The 16,703-nt window shown below is 40.7% G+C and carries 15 protein-coding genes; 6 read left to right on the plus strand and 9 right to left on the minus strand.

Annotated features, from left to right (window positions below; genetic code table 11):
* Positions 1 to 3 precede the first annotated feature (3 nt).
* Positions 4 to 1,944: a tetratricopeptide repeat-containing sensor histidine kinase gene (locus tag BMY70_RS28430; protein ID WP_090341436.1), complete on the minus strand. Its 1,941-nt coding sequence runs from the start codon at positions 1,942 to 1,944 to the stop codon at positions 4 to 6.
* A gap of 218 nt (positions 1,945 to 2,162) precedes the next feature.
* On the opposite strand from BMY70_RS28430, the gene BMY70_RS28435 reads away from it, so the two are divergent.
* The 3 genes from BMY70_RS28435 (at position 2,163) to BMY70_RS28445 (ending at position 3,967) form a co-directional block, all read left to right on the plus strand.
* On the plus strand, positions 2,163 to 2,567 hold the full coding sequence (locus tag BMY70_RS28435; RefSeq protein WP_090341438.1) for a hypothetical protein: 405 nt from the start codon (positions 2,163 to 2,165) through the stop codon (positions 2,565 to 2,567).
* A gap of 29 nt (positions 2,568 to 2,596) precedes the next feature.
* The gene (locus BMY70_RS28440) at positions 2,597 to 2,878 is read left to right on the plus strand and encodes a hypothetical protein (protein ID WP_090341440.1); all 282 of its coding nucleotides are present in this window, start codon (positions 2,597 to 2,599) and stop codon (positions 2,876 to 2,878) included.
* A gap of 174 nt (positions 2,879 to 3,052) precedes the next feature.
* Positions 3,053 to 3,967, plus strand: a complete 915-nt coding sequence (locus BMY70_RS28445; RefSeq protein ID WP_090341443.1) for a hypothetical protein — start codon at positions 3,053 to 3,055, stop codon at positions 3,965 to 3,967.
* A gap of 72 nt (positions 3,968 to 4,039) precedes the next feature.
* On the opposite strand, the gene BMY70_RS28450 is transcribed toward BMY70_RS28445, so the two are convergent.
* From BMY70_RS28450 to BMY70_RS28465, 4 genes are all read right to left on the minus strand, one after another.
* The gene (locus BMY70_RS28450) at positions 4,040 to 5,206 is read right to left on the minus strand and encodes a peptidoglycan DD-metalloendopeptidase family protein (protein ID WP_090341445.1); all 1,167 of its coding nucleotides are present in this window, start codon (positions 5,204 to 5,206) and stop codon (positions 4,040 to 4,042) included.
* Positions 5,207 to 5,563: 357 nt separating this feature from the next.
* The gene (locus tag BMY70_RS28455; protein WP_090341447.1) at positions 5,564 to 6,061 is read right to left on the minus strand and encodes a DUF1579 domain-containing protein; all 498 of its coding nucleotides are present in this window, start codon (positions 6,059 to 6,061) and stop codon (positions 5,564 to 5,566) included.
* Positions 6,058 to 6,543 carry a hypothetical protein gene (locus tag BMY70_RS28460; RefSeq protein WP_090341449.1) on the minus strand — a complete coding sequence of 162 codons (486 nt, stop codon included), beginning with the start codon at positions 6,541 to 6,543 and terminating at the stop codon, positions 6,058 to 6,060. Before BMY70_RS28460 ends, BMY70_RS28455 begins: the two co-directional genes overlap by 4 nt.
* Positions 6,544 to 6,556: 13 nt before the next feature.
* Positions 6,557 to 6,958: a VOC family protein gene (locus BMY70_RS28465; protein WP_177197151.1), complete on the minus strand. Its 402-nt coding sequence runs from the start codon at positions 6,956 to 6,958 to the stop codon at positions 6,557 to 6,559.
* A gap of 176 nt (positions 6,959 to 7,134) precedes the next feature.
* On the opposite strand from BMY70_RS28465, the gene BMY70_RS28470 reads away from it, so the two are divergent.
* Entirely contained in the window at positions 7,135 to 8,133 is a 999-nt protein-coding gene (locus BMY70_RS28470) for a GlxA family transcriptional regulator (RefSeq protein WP_090341453.1), read from the plus strand.
* Between the two features lie 107 nt (positions 8,134 to 8,240).
* Positions 8,241 to 10,682, plus strand: a complete 2,442-nt coding sequence (locus BMY70_RS28475) for a hypothetical protein (protein WP_090341455.1) — start codon at positions 8,241 to 8,243, stop codon at positions 10,680 to 10,682.
* A 15-nt stretch (positions 10,683 to 10,697) separates the two neighbouring features.
* Here BMY70_RS28475 and BMY70_RS28480 read toward each other — a convergent pair whose 3' ends face one another.
* Both BMY70_RS28480 and BMY70_RS28485 read right to left on the minus strand, forming a co-directional pair.
* A complete protein-coding gene (locus tag BMY70_RS28480; RefSeq protein ID WP_090341457.1) occupies positions 10,698 to 11,108 on the minus strand; it encodes a hypothetical protein in 411 nt (136 codons plus the stop codon).
* A gap of 14 nt (positions 11,109 to 11,122) precedes the next feature.
* Positions 11,123 to 11,581 carry a DUF1579 family protein gene (locus tag BMY70_RS28485; protein WP_090341459.1) on the minus strand — a complete coding sequence of 153 codons (459 nt, stop codon included), beginning with the start codon at positions 11,579 to 11,581 and terminating at the stop codon, positions 11,123 to 11,125.
* A gap of 834 nt (positions 11,582 to 12,415) precedes the next feature.
* Here BMY70_RS28485 and BMY70_RS28490 point away from each other — a divergent pair.
* Positions 12,416 to 13,462 (plus strand): T9SS type A sorting domain-containing protein, encoded by a 1,047-nt coding sequence (locus BMY70_RS28490; protein ID WP_090341461.1) that lies wholly within the window; start codon positions 12,416 to 12,418, stop codon positions 13,460 to 13,462.
* 58 nt (positions 13,463 to 13,520) lie between these two features.
* Here BMY70_RS28490 and BMY70_RS28495 read toward each other — a convergent pair whose 3' ends face one another.
* Both BMY70_RS28495 and BMY70_RS28500 read right to left on the minus strand, forming a co-directional pair.
* Complete coding sequence (locus tag BMY70_RS28495; RefSeq protein WP_090341462.1) at positions 13,521 to 14,054, minus strand: YceI family protein; 534 nt, start codon at positions 14,052 to 14,054, stop codon at positions 13,521 to 13,523.
* A 257-nt stretch (positions 14,055 to 14,311) separates the two neighbouring features.
* Positions 14,312 to 16,027: a GMC oxidoreductase gene (locus BMY70_RS28500; protein WP_090341464.1), complete on the minus strand. Its 1,716-nt coding sequence runs from the start codon at positions 16,025 to 16,027 to the stop codon at positions 14,312 to 14,314.
* Positions 16,028 to 16,703 lie beyond the last annotated feature (676 nt).

Genomic DNA, 16,703 nt, shown 5'->3' on the forward strand with positions numbered 1-16,703 from the left:
TTTCTATACGACAATTTCTACCAATACAGACGTCCCCTCATTTGGTTTCGACTGAATATCCAGTTTACCGTTCAGATAGTCGACTCTGGCCTTAACATTTTGCAGCCCGGCGCCCTTTTTATTTTTCAGTATTTCCACATCAAAACCCTTACCATTATCCTCAACGGTTAGGCTTACCTGCTGACCGATATGGGTTAGCTGGACCTGCACTTCGGAAGCTTCGGCATATTTGATAACGTTGTTGATCAATTCCTGCACAATCCGGTAAAGTACAATTTCGACAGAAGATTCCAGTCTCTCCGAAAAGCCGAATGTTTGAATATTGATTTTTAGATGGCCGGATTCATTAATCCCATCACAAAAATCACTCAGCGCATCAAGCAAGCCAAAGCGGACCAAAGTTTCAGGCATCATGCTATGTGCGACCCGGCGCATTTCACTGATTGCACCATCAAGTTGTGTGAGTGCCCGGGAAAACGCAAACGCGCTCGATTCGGGTAAAATTACATTTCCTTTCACAGAGTTTAAAGTCAGTTTTATACCTGAAAGCAGACCTCCCAATCCGTCGTGTAAATCACGGGCAACACGGGTACGTTCTTCTTCCTGGCCTTTTAAAATTGAGTTTGTTGCTACTAATTGTTTTTCCTGCTGCAATTGTTTTACTTCATTTTCAGCAATCCTTTTCCCGATCATAATATTTCTGTATACCAATCCTGCAATGATTATGCTGGCTGCAAGTCCGGCGACAAGACTGTAAATCAGTGTATTTCTTGCCTCTTTGTCTTTTTCAAGAGAAATGATCTGTTTCTCTTTCTGCGCTGTCTGGTATTTTGTGTCCAGTTCCTGCAACTGGTTCTGAACCTCTTTTCCCTGTATGGAATCATTCAGGATCACATATTTTTGCAAATATTCGTATGCAGATTTATAATCGTTTGCTCTGGCCATATCTGCCGCATAATCTTCATACAGCTCCACAAGATGGTCTTTCATATCGTTTTTCTCTGCAATTTTTAATGCCTGTGCCGTGTATTTTGCAGATTCTTCCGGCTTTTGCTGATCTTCTGCGATGAACATCAGTGCTCGCAAACACGCCATCTCCATAAATACGTTATTGTTTTTGCGAGCTAAAAACAACCCTTTTTCTCCAAATTCTTTCGCCTTGTCCATCTGATTCAGTTTCCGGTAGGATCCACAAAGCCCGCTGTACGCCTGCGTGATAAAAATATCGGATTGAATCGCTTGGGCTATCTTTAATCCTTCATTAAAATAAGGAATGCTTTCCTGATATTTTTTCAGGTTAAATAAGCATAAACCCAGATTTGTTAGCAGATCAGCAAGCTGCAGGCTGTCGCCCATTGGTCTTGCAAGCGCGAGTGCTTTTTGTTTATACACATAAGACTTACTAAATAAATTGGCCTGTTCAAAAGCGGCACCTATGTTGGAATAAAGCTGCGGGATGTATTCATTTTTCCCTTCTTTTTCGAAAATGGCTGCGGCCTTCTGGTAATACTTTATCGATTCTGTAAAATTGCCCAGATACGTATAGCTGGCTCCGATATTAGCGAAGGCTTTTCCTATATAAATCTGATCATTAATACTTCTTGCAATTGCCAGACTTTCCAAATTCAATTTAAGCGCCTGAACAAATTTTCCTTTTAGATTTAATACATAAGTATAGTTTGTCCTGAACCGGATTCTCCCGGTTGGATAACTGATCTTGTCACTTAGCTCTCCTGCTTTGATATAATATTTCGCGGCACTATCCAAATTTTCGCCTTCAAGCAATTGCCCGTATTCAATATAAGCCAGCACCCGGATTGAATCTTCCTTGCTCTTTTCAATACGCTGCAAAATTGCCTTGCGGTCCGAATTCGGTAACGTCGTTTGTGCAAAGGATATGGTATAAATGAGAATTGAAAAAAGGCTGCTAAAAACTGATTTCATTGATGGAGCCAGAATTTGTTAGGCTGTTAAATTACAAGGGTAAAGGTCTGAAACAAAACCTTTTAATAATATCCTCTAAAAGCATGATTTTTCGAAAATCGTGCTTTTGCATGATTGATTCCGGCGCGTGGGAGAACTTACCTTTGTGATGTCAAAAGGCGAGTTATTTAGCTCATCTTAAATGATTTACATTTATCAAAATAACAATTTTATTAGCTATGAAAAAAATAATTTTATTACTGACGCTTGTTGCTTTCACTTTCTCCTGTAAAGACAAAAATGACCCGGAGCCCGAACTTAGTTCACGTGTTCAGGGAACTTACAAAGCGACTAAATTAAGAATTGATGGCACTAACGTGCCACTTACCGAGGGAAGATCTATAACGCTGGTATTGTCTAAAACGACAGCAAATGAAGTAAACGGAGTTATGAAATATACAACAGCAGATGGTGATAGCGGAGCTGACGATCTTGGAGATGTCACACTGAAAGATAAAGGCGAAAATGGTATCGATCTCTTCGATGGTTCTGAAAAAGTGGGCCATTGGAGTAAAGACAATATCCTGACCGTTACCGTAATCGATGAAGGGTCGGAAATAGAAATTATTGCCAGCAAAAAATAATCAGTTCACATATATTTATCTCAACTACGATGAAAAATCTATTTAACGGCGTCAAAATTGCAGCGCTTTTTGTTGCGATGGGGTTGGCTTTCAGCTGCTCAAAATCAGATCCGGTTGCGGCTACTTCCTGCGAAAAAAATGCTGAAAAGGTGTCGGAAGCTGGCACCGCTTACGCTTCTGATCCGACAAGTACGGCGAAATGTGAAGCATATAAATCTGCGGTCAACAGCTTTTTCAAATCTTGTCCCGCTTATTATTCGGGGGCTGCAAAAGATGCTTTGGACGAATTTTTGAAAACGCCCTGCAATTAAACCAGTTCCTCAAGCTTTCATTTTGAAGATACGATTCCTTTGATGTCATCGTCGTAATACCGCTTCATCAGCAAAAATGACAATTCGTGAACAAATTATGGCATCTCGGTATGTAACAGAAATGAAGCCTCGAAAGCCAGTTCTACTTTTGAGAAATAATAATATCTATTAGTCATGAAAAATGTAATACTTTCTTTATTAATCTATTCTGCCGCACTCCTTTTTCTGAACTTTCGGTTTGCCGATGAGTTTTCAGAATTTCAGACAACTTCCCGTGAAGTAAATGAACGTTTATGGTCCGGTCTGCAGCAAACAGGTTTGCACGTGCCTTATGTAAGTAGTACAGTAAAATCTGCTTGCCGTGCCATTGCCACAGACCAGCAGGCGGCGGCGGTTCAAAAAATTGGAAAACTTTGTAAAGCATACTATGCTTCCGAAGATTTTCAAAAACGGTATCAGGAGTGGTTGACAAGAACCTTTGTACAAAAATCAACTGATCTTCCAGAACGAAGAATTGCGGATATCAAAGCAGATAAGTTGCGTAATGTGGAAATGATGAAGGCGAACGATATTGCTCCGATTCTTGACATACAGATCCAGTCCAACGAAACTTTTGCAGGAATGGGAAGCATGTTAAGTAGTTTGCCCGCCGATCAGCGTGCTGAATTCAAGAAACAGATCGACAATGGAAAGCGTAATGTCGTTATCTATAAAAAGCTGCAACTGCTTTTAAAAACGGATTATACGGAATTTAAAAAGCAGTTTGCCGAACAACAGGCGCAGGAGCAGATAGCGCAGGAACGAAGTCAATTGGTTAATAATAACAGTTCTAACGCAGCAGAATTTGAAAAATGGAAGGATCCGAAAAAGGTACTTTCATCAAAACTGGGAGAGTTTTTGACCAAAACTCAGGGAATAGATTTTGCGGCGCAAACGAAGCTTGTCAATAACCGTAAAAAATTCGTGAACGGCACGTACGAGGGGAAAAATGATTTATGGAAATTCTGCTATCGTATGGGACCAGCACCAACTAATGCTGCCAGAAATTTCGCGCAGCAGTGGCAGTCAGAATTAAAAAATAATATATAGTGGGATTGAAGGTTGGGAAGCCAGGAAGTATGCAGGCCGGGTTTTTAGAAACTGGCCTGTATCCTTATCATCTTATTTTTTCGACAGCTGCTTGTCTGATTCCAGCCCAACGGTTGGAATATAGCCTTTTGTTCCGTCGGCCAGTTCCACGCGGTATCCTTTTGCTAACTCACCGAGGATCCGGATCGTTTCGTTTTTGGGAATTATACGTATCTTTTCGTCATTGGAAAAAACCGGTGAAAGGTAGAGATTTGTTTTTGATTTAATCCTTACTGAATCACCCAGCAGCCATCTTGAAGTTACTGGTAAGCCAGGTAATTTTTCCTTTTTGTCATTTATAAAAGGGAAAGGATCGACAGCGCCGGAACCACGTGCGTATATACCGAAGTGTAAATGCGGTGTAGTGGTGATTGCGTTCCCGGTATTTCCTACCAAGCCTAATGTGTCGCCACGCACTACACGTTGCCCAACAGACACAAGCTGACTATCCAAATGTGCGTAATAAATAGAATAAGGGCTTCCATTCGCCGACAGAAAAACTATTTTCCCTCCCAGGTTATTTGTGCCCGTTTGTGTGATAAAACCATTGTCCGAAGCAACCACCGGCGTTCCCCGAGGTGCTTTAATGTCGACACCTTCGTGAGAACGAACTCCGCCATCACGTTGCGCTCCCCAGAAACTGATCAGATTTTGCATACCGTAACTGGCAATTGGAAAAGTTAGCGTCGGTAATGTTGTTAGAGCCAAAGAAACTTTTAGCGTTTCATTCAAGCCTGTTTGTAGGCGTAACAACAGTGTATCGCCTTCATGATCCGCGATAGTCAATGTATTTTCGTTTGCTTTTAAATATTCAATCCGCTGTGGTTTCCCATTTGATTTGATACGATAGAGTTCCAGAACCAGCTTTGAAAGTGAATCTTCGTCGTTTTTAGATGGTGTTATCACCAATTTTCTTCCTTCGGGAATTTTCAAACGGATGGACTGGGCAGGTGTTGAATCACCAAGAAAAAATCTTTCCTGATAAGGCGCCAGTGAAAAAAGTGTGTCGTTCAAAACCTGTTTACTTACCCGGAACCAGGTTTGTCCCGCTATCGTTTTCTCCTGTTTTGCTTTGTATAATTCCTGCTCGTAATGCTCCTGCGGCGTAACGGGAAACCAGTGAGAGACTGGAACTGGTTTACAAGATGATATATAAATAACGGCGAAAGCAACGGCTAAGCACCTGAATAATAGTTTCATGACCTGAGTTTTAGTTACCATAGTTGCAGGTGGTAATAAATTCATGCCATGACTGGTATTTCGAAGGATGTACTGTTTTTGTTTAAAAACGACAAACACACATGTATGATTTACTGAAAATGAGCAATTTGGAATTCTTGGAAAATACCATTTAGAATACCCGCATCAATCTTCGAAAAAGTATCATTAAAGCGATTAACAGACAGTTGACGATCCGAAACTGGCCGATCGGATTCGATCTAGTTGGCTGTAAAACAGCATGAAGAGGCAAATAATAAATAAAACGTAAATTTTATGAATTGGAATGTATTTAGGGAAACAGGAGTATCAGCGAATTGAGGTGTCAATTGTGAAATCTCAGCTAACCCGTGAATAGACAGTTTCTGTAGCTTTGTCCTCTTGCCCGTCGGGAGAAATATTATATGCCGTAATAATCAGATTGTTTTCATCAGCCAGTTCTACAACTGTTCGCCAGCCCCAGGGCTCGGGGATGTCGGCACCACCATAACTGCCTAAAACCGAAAATCCTTTTTCAGTTATATTACCCTGCGATAGCATCATGCCGGTTCCCATATGAAAACTGTCTATCCATGTGGACTGGACGACGTCATTGGCAAGATCAAAACCATAGGTCGCAATCCCCTCAAAAGGCTTTTCGTTCAGGCTTCCATGATATTCATGGATGACAAACCGGCCACCCAGGATTGTACGAATACTGCCTTTCATAAGCGATTCATCTGCCAAAATACCCGGCTCAAACCATGTTCTGGTTATTCCTTCCCAGTTACCAATAAATGCGTGGAGTTGCTGATGAATACCGGATTCAAGTGAAATTTCAAATTTGCTCTTGCTCATATTTTTTCGTTTTCAGGCTTATCAACTTGCTTCGCCTTTGCTCTGCCTTTTTCTGACAATGCATGTACCGAAGATCTTTTCATGGTTTTAATAAAATCAACTTTTTTGAATCTCAGAGCGCTCCAGTCCTCATCGATAGCGACCATTCTAACCGGTTCGAGCTCGTAAGTTCCCATGATCGACCAGCCGGTATCACGATTAAAATCACACTTATATTTTTTGGAAGTGCCTTTCGGATAACACATCCAAAGCAGAGCATCCCCCTTTAAAAGGTGGGCAACCAATGGAATTAATGCATCAATTTCACTTTGTTTAGTAACAAAAATGAGAATGAATTCAATTTCTTTAAGACCTTCCAACGAAGTGATCACCGAAGCTTCTTCCACAATACTATCCAGGTTAACCTCAAAGGATCCAGGTGCATTTATCGCAACGACCTCCTTTTGGCTTTTTAGGTTTAGCTTTTTAAAAATGGCATCCATGGTGCATATTTGGTTATTCTGTTTTTTTTAAACGTTCATCTTCTTTGAGAATCATTACCACACCGGCTGGATCAGAGATCCAGTCTGCCTTCAGGTCTTCAGGCAGTTTCTCAAGTTCTGGTCTGAAATTTACTCCATTTTCTGATAAATAATTTCTGGCTTGTACGATATTATCTGTGTTTAATTCGAACCAAATATCCGTCTGGCTAAAATAATCAACCCGGTCAAGCCATAACGTAAGAGTCCCAAAACGGCAATAATGACTTTGACCAGTAAATTCATGAAAATACGGAGTCAGTTTGAAACCAAGTATATCGCGATAAAACTGAATCGTTTTATCGTATCGGTCGAGTGGGATTTTAACTGCGACATTTACGCCGCCGTCAAATACAGGTCTGTTTTGTATGTTCGTCATGCAGTTATTTAATGTTTTGAAAAACCTGACAACGTCAAATTTCATAGCATTAATTTATTATAGTACAGGACAAATTTAAGTATATTGGTGATCCGAAATGAAGGGATAAAAAGTCAACTTTACGGGGTATTTGAGACAAAAATTTTTACATTAGTCATGATTTTAAACATAATAACATGGTACAACTAGCTCTTTTAATTACGAACAGGCACCGTTTGTTGAGTGTAGCCGCAATTCTTGATGTTTTTGAATCAGTGAACAGTTTTTACAAATCACATAACGAAGTACCCTTTTTTGACATTAAACTATTTGGACCAGTGACGGAGCCATCCGAAAATCTGGCTTTCGGGCAATATAAACTCAACCCAATCGCGATTGCCGAAAAGCAGGATTTGATCCTGATTCCTGCGTTTGCTTCCGATGAAACACGTGAAGCTGTTGGTGAAAATCTGGAATTAATTCCATGGCTGCAATGGCAATATCAACAAGGAGCCGAAATTGCCAGTTTTTGTACAGGAGCTTTTTTACTGGCAGCCACAGGTCTGTTAAACGGAAAAAGCGCGACTACTCACGTAAATGCGACTACAAATTTTGCCGCAAGTTTTCCGGCAGTCCGTCTATATGGGGACGCAATTGTAACAGCTGAGGAAGGGATTTATACCAGTGGTGGCGCTACGAGCAGTTTTCACTTGATGCTTCATCTGATCAAATTATACTGTGGACGGGAAGTAACGATCCATATCGCCAAATTGTTTGCTATCGACATGGATCGTGAACAACAGGCTTATTTTGGTACTTTTCAGCCCCCTCACAATCATGGGGACGTGATTGTAACGATGGCGCAGAGGCGAATTGAAGATGCATATCAGGATGTCAGTACCATTGAAGAAATGATTCAGGATATCCCTGCAAGTCGCAGAAATGTTGTTCGTAGATTTAAGCTGGCAACAGGAGTGACGCCAATTGAATATCTGCAGAAAACCAGGATCGAAGCGGCTAAAAAGTTATTGGAACAGACAGACCAAAGCATTTTGGAAGTCATGTTAAATTCAGGATATAACGATTTAAAGGCTTTTCGTCAGTTGTTTAAAAAAAGTGCGGGAATGACCCCGAAATCGTATCGCGAGAAGTTTAACGTTGGGAGAATGGAAAGTCTTGGTTTTGCCGGAAAGTAAGATGGTATATCTTCTTTTCCAACGTATTAGTATTAACAGGTGTCAAAGATTTGTTAAGTAGTTACTGTAGTTGCCATTTTACTGGCAGTAAATAAACGAATTCAATTATGATGCCCATAATCAGATCTTTAAGTCTGTTTTTTATTTTTCTGGCTGGCGGAGAAGTTTTTTCCCAGGATACCTGGCCGAAGGAAATTCCTTTTTCAGGAGGAGGAGCAATAACCATATACCAGCCTCAGCCGGAGCGGCTTTACGGCGATGATCTTGATCTTCGTGCAGCTGTTTCGATCCGTAGAAGCAGCGGCGATGAGCCTGTGTTTGGAGCGATGTGGGTGCTGGCCAAACTGGATTCACGGGGAAATAACTCCGTTGTAAGTTCAGTTATGGTGAGGCAGTCTAAATTCGCTGAAGACGAAAATATTTCAGCAAGTGATTTTAAAAAAGCTGTCGAAAAAGGTTTTCCAAGTCTTCGTGTACAATTTTCGAAAGAAAGTTTGCAGGCTGCCATTAAACAAGAGTTAGGTGAAGAAAGCCTGAAAAACGATCCTCCACTGATTATTTATCGTGATAAGCCAACGACACTTATTGTGCTCGATGGTGAACCGATGGAAGAAAAAGACGAATATCTTAAACTAACAAGAGTTGTCAACACGCCTTATCTGATCGTCAAAAATCCGGACGACAATAAATATTATCTCTATGGCGGCAGTTTCTGGTATAGCTCATCGCGTGTGAAAGACGGCTGGACAAATGTTAAAAAATTGCCTTCACGTATTAAGTCTTTAGATACAAAAATGAAGGAAGAGGAAAAGAAAGCGTCAACTGAAAATGATAATGTCAGTAAGTTTTCGACCCCGACAACAATTTTGGTAGTGACAGAACCAGCGGAACTGATCCAGACAGAAGGCAAACCGACCTATCAGTCTGTGCAAGGTTCACCGCTTTTGTATGTCAATAATTCGCTGGATGAGATTTTTAAGGATATCGACACTCAGAAAAATTATATACTTATTGCCGGAAGATGGTATCGCAGTTCATCCTTGAATGGACCTTGGGAATATGTTTCTCAGGAAGCTTTGCCCAGGGCGTTTGCTGATATTCCTGCCGGCTCTGAAAAAGATGGGGTTCTTGCGAGTGTTGGCGGAACGGACGAAGCGAATGATGCCGTTATGGAAGCGCAGATTCCTCAAACCGCAAAAGTCGATCGCGCTACGGCACGGGTTGAAGTAAACTATGACGGAGAGCCCCGTTTTGAGCGAATTGAAAATACAAATTTATCAGTTGCTGAAAACAGTAATATCACTGTTATGCGTGCAGCAAATAATATGTTTTATGCACTCGAAAATGGTATTTGGTTTATCAGCAATAACGCTTTCGGGCCATGGCAGGTAGCCAATGAACGTCCATCGGATGTGGACAGAATTCCTCCGAGTAACAGTGCTTACAATGCCAGATATGTGCATATTTATGAAACCACTCCACAATTTGTATACGTTGGTTATACACAGGGGTATATGGGAAATTATATTTATGGCCCAACGGTGGTTTGGGGGACGGGCTGGCATTATCGCCCATGGCGGGGAAGGTACTATCGGCCGCGACCGGCAACCTGGGGATTTGGAATGCACTACAATCCATGGACAGGCTGGTCTATGAGTTTTGGATTAGGTTTTAATGTCGGATGGTATCATTATGGTTATTCTCGCCCACATTATAGCGGAGGCTGGTTTGGACCTCCTGCTTATCGTCCGCCACATCGTCCATGGGGCTGGAATGGAGGATATTATGGAAACAGACCAGGATATAATGGCCCGGACTATCCGAATCGCCCAAGGCCTAACGTGGTGGTGAACCGTCCCGGACGATCTTACAATCAACCGGGAAGTGGTTATAGCAGACCCATTGCTAATAACAACTTATACCGCGACCGAAAATATGTAGTCGCTACGAGAAATAATGTTTTCAGGCCGGTGACGCGCCCGAATCCAGGCCGTCCTTCGAATGGAAATAATGTGGGAAGACCTGATGTCGGTCGTCCCGGCACAGGGAATAATCCAGGTACTCTTCCGAACGTTGGACGACCGTCGACGGGTTCAGGAAATATTGCATTGCCCGACAGAAGCCGGCCAACGATAGGAAACGGACAAAATGGGCGACCAAACAATGGGCGGCCAGCTACTGGTTCGGGTAATAATACATTACCAGACCGGAACCGGCCGGCAATTGGCAACGGACAAAATGAGCGTCCTGACGTCACGAGACCCGCAATAGGTTCTGGAAACAGCTCACTCCCTGACAGAGCAAGACCTTCGATAGGAAACGGGCAAAATAACCGCCAGCCGGTAACGAGGCCAGTACAAAGGCCTGTTGAATCCGGCAGACAACCCTCTGCTCAGCCCGGTAGAGAACGTCAGCCAGTAAACAGAACATCAGTGAATCCGGGCCAGGCACGCCCCGCACCAACAAGGCAACCGACCACGAATCAACCTAGACAGAGCCAGCCTTCGAGACAGCAGGGAGAACGTGGGAACCCGAGAGGGCAAGAATAGAATTTATCACACCATTTAAACAGTAATTCCCACCAGACAAATTACTTCATCATCGCTTTTATACCATTCAAGACAGTATCCATCCTTATCGATTCTTGGATCTTCAAGAAGTCTCATGAATGTTTCTCCGATAACCTGCGGCCGTTTCATCCAGTCCGCCAGGGTTTCAGATATATAAACTCCTTTTTTTATTGTAAAAGATTCATATCCCAATTTTTCTGCTTCTCCGTCTTCAAGTTCCGTTGCCGCAGCTTTGTATATTATTTCTCCAGTTTCGTTCGGGCGGGAAATACCATACCAATTTCTTTTTTCACAGTTTGGCAATGATCCCTCCAGAGCATCAAATGCTTCTTTGATCTGATTAGGGAAAGTGGTGACTGTCTTGCAAATAATCTCGATATTTTCTTTGAATTCGAACGTTTCCATAAGGATTTATTGGTTTAAGATTTAGATAATTTTATATCCATCAATGGCTCCCATTTTTCATTATTACGTTGTTCCCAGACTCCCGACAGCACCTTTTCGTCGTCGCTGAAACTTCCGGTAAAACGTAAGTCATCCGATAAAAACCGTATTGTTCCCTTGCCAAACTCTGCAATCATTTCTGTTATCTCGCCAGCGTCATCATAGCTGCGCATGAAATATTTATTGGTAGATTTCTCAAAACCGATCACTTCAATGCTTTCTTTTCGTTCCGCTCCCATCCTGACATCCACTGTATGTAAAACAAAAGCTCCTCCTGCAACCCACTCATACGTATCAGTACCTTCGATTTTGACGTCTGGTTCTCCTTTGCCCGCCTTGGCGTTTCCATGCGTATTCCATTTCCCAATAAACGGATAAAGCGGGCGGTATTCTGGTGCTTCGTTTTTTGAAGCTTTGTTATCAGTTTTATCCATAATTTCTGACAATTACAATACGTATATCCAAAACAGTCCTGGAAAATCCGTGCTGATTAATCAATACAAATAACTTTAAATCATACCAGTTTCTGAGAAGGTATTCAGGACAATGAGAGGGGGAAATCAGGACAATCGATAAAATTTGAAATCTGCACTTCTACAACTAACCTCTTTTATAAGATAATTTCTGTACGAATAATCATGACAGAATTTGATAATAAGCTGGATGGTCAAAGGGCACTCGCTATGACACAGGTTGGGAATTTTGATAACAAAAAGTTATAAAAATTAGACATCAAACGAAGCAGGTAAATTTAAATAATCAATATAAAATTTTGATTATTTGCTTATATATAAAATATTAATTGCATATATTTACTATTGAAGTCTTATTGTCTCTATAATATACTGATATTTTTAAACTTTTTCTATCGCATTTATAGAGAAAATTTTAGTATCAGAGACTTCTGGCTTAGTAAATATTAACATATACACACACTTGATAATGAAGATGAATTCACACGACTCCTCGTGATGCAGCTGCATCATTTCTTGCATATTGTCATCTCCGCTTTGGTATCTTCTATAATCGCTTAAAGAATAAGCTGATTAGTTCTGTGTGCAGATATTGGCAGGCTTAATGAATAATATTCATCGTTTTCTCTTGATCCAAGATCGTTTGATTCCGGGAGGAAATTACTATGTCCATACTGCAAGAAATCAGCCTTAAAAAATTCCTGATCTCCGGAAAGCGCGTACACTCGTAAAATTTCGATACACTCAAAAATTAGAAAATTTGAAGCCTTATTCTCCAAAAATTAAAATGTAGTTATGAAATCAAGATCTATTCTCTCACTGTTTCTTATTATTCTTTGTTCAATATCCGAAGCACATGCGCAGGCTGATCCGGGTTCTGCCGGGATGACTTTTAGCAAATCCATTGTACAAGTTGGCGAAGTAGTAACGCTGCAAGTTCAAATAGGTAATTATTCGGGTGGACTGTCTGCCGGAAAGGCGCTTTCACCTTATGACGCAACTTTTACTGTAACCATACCTTCTATTTTGAAAGTAAATGGTCCGCTTGATTTCTCAAATCTTCCATTTGCGGTAAGCGTCGCGAGCCAGTTGCCCAATTCTGTGGGTGCTACGGTGATTGTTCTTATTATCCCAAATGGAATTCCCAGAGGAGCAAACGGTTATGTTTCCATACCGCTGATTGGTATAAAGGATGATGTGAATATTGTATATGCAACGGTTAAGACGGACGCAAATCTAGGTAATCCTTCCTCGGGTAACGTTACACCCACAAACGATCTTCAATCAGCACCCGTAACGATCTGTTTGCCGCTTCCCGTAAAGCTGATTTCCTTTGAGGTACATAAAGAAGGCGGGCTGGTGAATCTTAACTGGTCAACTTCGGAAGAAACAAACAGCGAACGTTTTGATATTGAGCATAGCCTAAACGGAAAACAATGGAAATTGGTAGGAGCTTCGACTTCCAACGGAGATAGCAAAGTAAAAAAGGAGTATGGTTTTACTCACAAAGATCCCTCCGGTGGAGAAAATTATTACCGTTTAAAAATGATAGACAGGGATCTTACCTATGCTTATGGGCCAATTCGCAGTATTCGTTTAGATCATGTAAAACTGGAAATTTACCCGAATCCTGTTGCTGAGTTGCTGACGATCAGTGCAAGCAATTGGGAGAAGGTAACTAACATACAATTGATCAGTAACAGTGGCATTTCTGTTTACGATTCAGGAAGTATGCCGTTGAATAATATTGATGTGAAAAATCTTAAGGTAGGTATTTATCTGGTGAAGATAACAACAATAGACGGGGTTCCATCTTTACGAAAAATTTTGATTTCAAGATGATAGCTTACTAATTTGAATTGGAAACTGAACCGCTTTTCTGCGGTTCAGTTTTATTTAATTAAGCCTGTTTTGCCAGTTGGATGTTTGCTACGAGTTTGATTTTCTCGCCTAATGCAAGTCCGCCAGTTTCAGTTAAAGAATTGAAAGTAACTCCAAATTCTTTTCTGTCGATAGTACCGGTAACTTCAAATCCAACTTTGATATTACCATAGTTGTCTTTTTCTGTTCCGCCGTATTCTGCTTCAAGCTCAACTTCCTTTGTTATTCCTTTTATAGTCAGATTTCCAAGAAGATTATACACATCTCCTTTCGCTTTTTTGAATGATGTGGATGTAAATTTGAATTGTGGATGCTCTTCTGTTTCAAAGAAATCTGCGGCTCTTAAATGTTCATCACGTCCAGGTTGTCCGGTATCCACGCTATTCGCGTCGATTGAAAATTCGATTGCAGCATTTTCAAACTGATCACCTTCTGTTGTTGCGTATCCGCTGAATGATTTAAAGGAACCTGTAACGGTTGAGATAACAAGGTGTTTTACCTTAAAAAGTACTTCTGAATGTAGGTTATCCACATTCCACGTTGTTTTAGACATAGCAGTGAGTTATGATATTTGGATTAGAAATTTACACTAATCTCAAAGTTAGGGGTATAACTCATCGGATATCCGGCACTATCCAAAAGCATAGTGATAAATATAATATCAGTTACAAATTATCTTTATATTGTACAGGTTTTGGGGTTATGTTAGTCCAATCGGAAAAGAAATAACATCTCTCGCTGAGATAATTCACCGCTAGAGTACCAGAGCAAATTATGGGAAAACAGTTTTATTCCGGATAAAGCTAGCGCTTAGATATTTCCTTTTTTCATTTCTTTAATGGCATAATCAACGGCTCTTGCAGTCAGCGCCATATAGGTTAAAGACGGATTTTGTGTGGCACTGGAAACCATCGAAGCGCCATCTGTTACAAACACGTTGGAGCAGTGATGCATCTGGTTCCATTTATTTAAAATGGATGTTTTAGGATCTTTTCCCATTCTTGCACCACCCATTTCATGATTTTCACTTCCTGGATTTCGTTTGGTGTCAGCGGTTTTGATATTCTTAAAACCGGCTTTATCAAACATTTCAGAAAGTTCAACATAGAAATCCTGAACCATTTTCATGTCATTATCATCAAAATCAACGGACATACGCAAGAGTGGAATTCCCCATTTATCTTTTTGATTTTTATCTAATTGTATGAAATTTGTCTCTTTCATCAACGTTTCACCCATCATCTGAGCGCCGGCTGTCCATCCGCCGGATTCTGGTTTCAATAAATTTGCCTTCAACGATTCTCCAATTAATCCATCGGTCGAGTTTCCCATTTTATTAGAGGAAAATGATGCTGCATAACCTCTCAAAAAATCCGTTTCTTGTTTAAAAACATTACGAAAACGCGGAATATAAGCCGCATTCGGTCTTTTTCCGTCTGTGGTTGAGTCCAGAAATCCGTCATATTCGGCGGTCACCCGGCCGCGATAATTGTGAAAACCAATATATTTTCCTAAAACACCACTGTCATTTCCCAAGCCATTTGGAAAGCGGTCGGATGTTGAATTCAATAAGATCAAATTGGAATTAATAGCTGAGGCATTCAGGAAAATGATTTTAGCATAATATTCTGTCATTTCTTTTGTGTTCGTATCAACCACGCGAACACCGGTTGCTTTCTTTTTCTTTTCATCATATATAATGGAATGAACGACAGAATAGGGTTGTAAAGTCAGATTCCCCGTACGTTCCGCCCAGGGAATTGTTGACGAGTTACTGCTGAAATATCCTCCAAACGGACAACCGCGCTGACAAATATTCCTATGCTGACATTTCGCCCTACCTTGTTTCGTATGAATCGGCTGAGGATCGGTGATATGCGCAGCCCTTCCTATTATAACAGGGCGAGTATTTTTATAATTTTTTGTGGATTGTTCGCTGAAATGTTTTTCAACACAGGTCAGTTCGTGTGGTGGCAAAAATTCTCCGTCCGGCAATTGAGGCAATCCGTCTTTATTTCCGGAAATACCCGCAAACTTTTCAACATAGCTATACCATGGTGCAATATCGGCGTAACGAATCGGCCAATCGATAGCAAAACCATCTCGTGCTGGGCCTTCAAAATCAAAATCAGACCAGCGTTGGGTTTGTCTCGCCCATAAAAGTGAACGGCCACCAACCTGATATCCGCGCATCCAGTCGAAAGGTTTGTCTTGTACATAAGGATGCTCTGCGTCTTTCATCACAAAATGCACAGAATCTTCTCTGAATATATAATGCTTGCTTGCAATTGGGTTTTGTTCGCGAAGTGCAAGTGTAGGTTGCCCCAAATGTGGAAATTCCCACGGCTGCATATTGGTTGTGGGATAGTCAACTATATGTTTAACATCTTTTCCCCGCTCCAGAACAAGTGTTTTTAAGCCTTTTTCGGTAAGTTCTTTCGCCGCCCAGCCGCCACTTATTCCAGTGCCAATCACGATAGCGTCAAAAGTCCGCGCCTTAACTGAATCTATATTAAGATTTGACATTTCAGAAATTGTTCATGTGATAAATACCTGAAACTTCATGACATCAGGCAATATATTTTAAAAGTCAAGGAATGGCTGACTTACTGTATGGATGATTAAAATCTGAATTTACCCTGAAACTTTTTTTATACGAGCGTAAAAATCCAATAAGTAAATATCGATTACAACTTGTGGGTATTTCATGAGCCACCTTCAGTTTATCGTTCTTTAAAATATGCTTAAACTTCCCTAGACGAATTTACGCTTCTGTGCTCCTCACAGTATCAATTTTATTTTTATCAATCGTTACAAAAGCTTAGCAATTAACTAATGTTTTTTCCTTCTTATATAATGGTTATAAAAATGGAATTTATCTGGTATTAGAAAAAGGAAAGTGATTGATAGCTTCTCTTTCCTTATAACAGGAATGAAAACTGCGGAAACATCCCTCCCACACGGTAGATTAGTTATGTTTTCATGCTAATGAGCGATTGAACATCTTTTCCAGTATTTATCCAGGTAATCAGTGACTGCTTTTAATCTTCATAATGCCAGTTTCTTTTTCCGCCCTGACCTTTCTAAAAAAACTTCAAAAAAAATCCGGGGCAGATTTTCCTCATTTTGAGTGTTTTACAAATTTTTTCAAAAAAACTTTCAAAATACTTTTGGCTTGTACTTGCGCAGTAAAAAAAAAGGC

This window comes from Dyadobacter koreensis (assembly GCF_900108855.1).
Classification (GTDB): domain Bacteria; phylum Bacteroidota; class Bacteroidia; order Cytophagales; family Spirosomataceae; genus Dyadobacter; species Dyadobacter koreensis.

What these genes read in the sequence shown, in the direction of transcription:
- BMY70_RS28430 (WP_090341436.1), bottom strand. Translation starts at nt 1,944, where the DNA reads ATGAAATCAGTTTTTAGCAGCCTTTTTTCAATTCTCATTTATACCATA.
- BMY70_RS28435 (WP_090341438.1), top strand. Translation starts at nt 2,163, where the DNA reads ATGAAAAAAATAATTTTATTACTGACGCTTGTTGCTTTCACTTTCTCC.
- BMY70_RS28440 (WP_090341440.1), top strand. Translation starts at nt 2,597, where the DNA reads ATGAAAAATCTATTTAACGGCGTCAAAATTGCAGCGCTTTTTGTTGCG.
- BMY70_RS28445 (WP_090341443.1), top strand. Translation starts at nt 3,053, where the DNA reads ATGAAAAATGTAATACTTTCTTTATTAATCTATTCTGCCGCACTCCTT.
- BMY70_RS28450 (WP_090341445.1), bottom strand. Translation starts at nt 5,206, where the DNA reads ATGAAACTATTATTCAGGTGCTTAGCCGTTGCTTTCGCCGTTATTTAT.
- BMY70_RS28455 (WP_090341447.1), bottom strand. Translation starts at nt 6,061, where the DNA reads ATGAGCAAGAGCAAATTTGAAATTTCACTTGAATCCGGTATTCATCAG.
- BMY70_RS28460 (WP_090341449.1), bottom strand. Translation starts at nt 6,543, where the DNA reads ATGGATGCCATTTTTAAAAAGCTAAACCTAAAAAGCCAAAAGGAGGTC.
- BMY70_RS28465 (WP_177197151.1), bottom strand. Translation starts at nt 6,958, where the DNA reads ATGACGAACATACAAAACAGACCTGTATTTGACGGCGGCGTAAATGTC.
- BMY70_RS28470 (WP_090341453.1), top strand. Translation starts at nt 7,135, where the DNA reads ATGGTACAACTAGCTCTTTTAATTACGAACAGGCACCGTTTGTTGAGT.
- BMY70_RS28475 (WP_090341455.1), top strand. Translation starts at nt 8,241, where the DNA reads ATGATGCCCATAATCAGATCTTTAAGTCTGTTTTTTATTTTTCTGGCT.
- BMY70_RS28480 (WP_090341457.1), bottom strand. Translation starts at nt 11,108, where the DNA reads ATGGAAACGTTCGAATTCAAAGAAAATATCGAGATTATTTGCAAGACA.
- BMY70_RS28485 (WP_090341459.1), bottom strand. Translation starts at nt 11,581, where the DNA reads ATGGATAAAACTGATAACAAAGCTTCAAAAAACGAAGCACCAGAATAC.
- BMY70_RS28490 (WP_090341461.1), top strand. Translation starts at nt 12,416, where the DNA reads ATGAAATCAAGATCTATTCTCTCACTGTTTCTTATTATTCTTTGTTCA.
- BMY70_RS28495 (WP_090341462.1), bottom strand. Translation starts at nt 14,054, where the DNA reads ATGTCTAAAACAACGTGGAATGTGGATAACCTACATTCAGAAGTACTT.
- BMY70_RS28500 (WP_090341464.1), bottom strand. Translation starts at nt 16,027, where the DNA reads ATGTCAAATCTTAATATAGATTCAGTTAAGGCGCGGACTTTTGACGCT.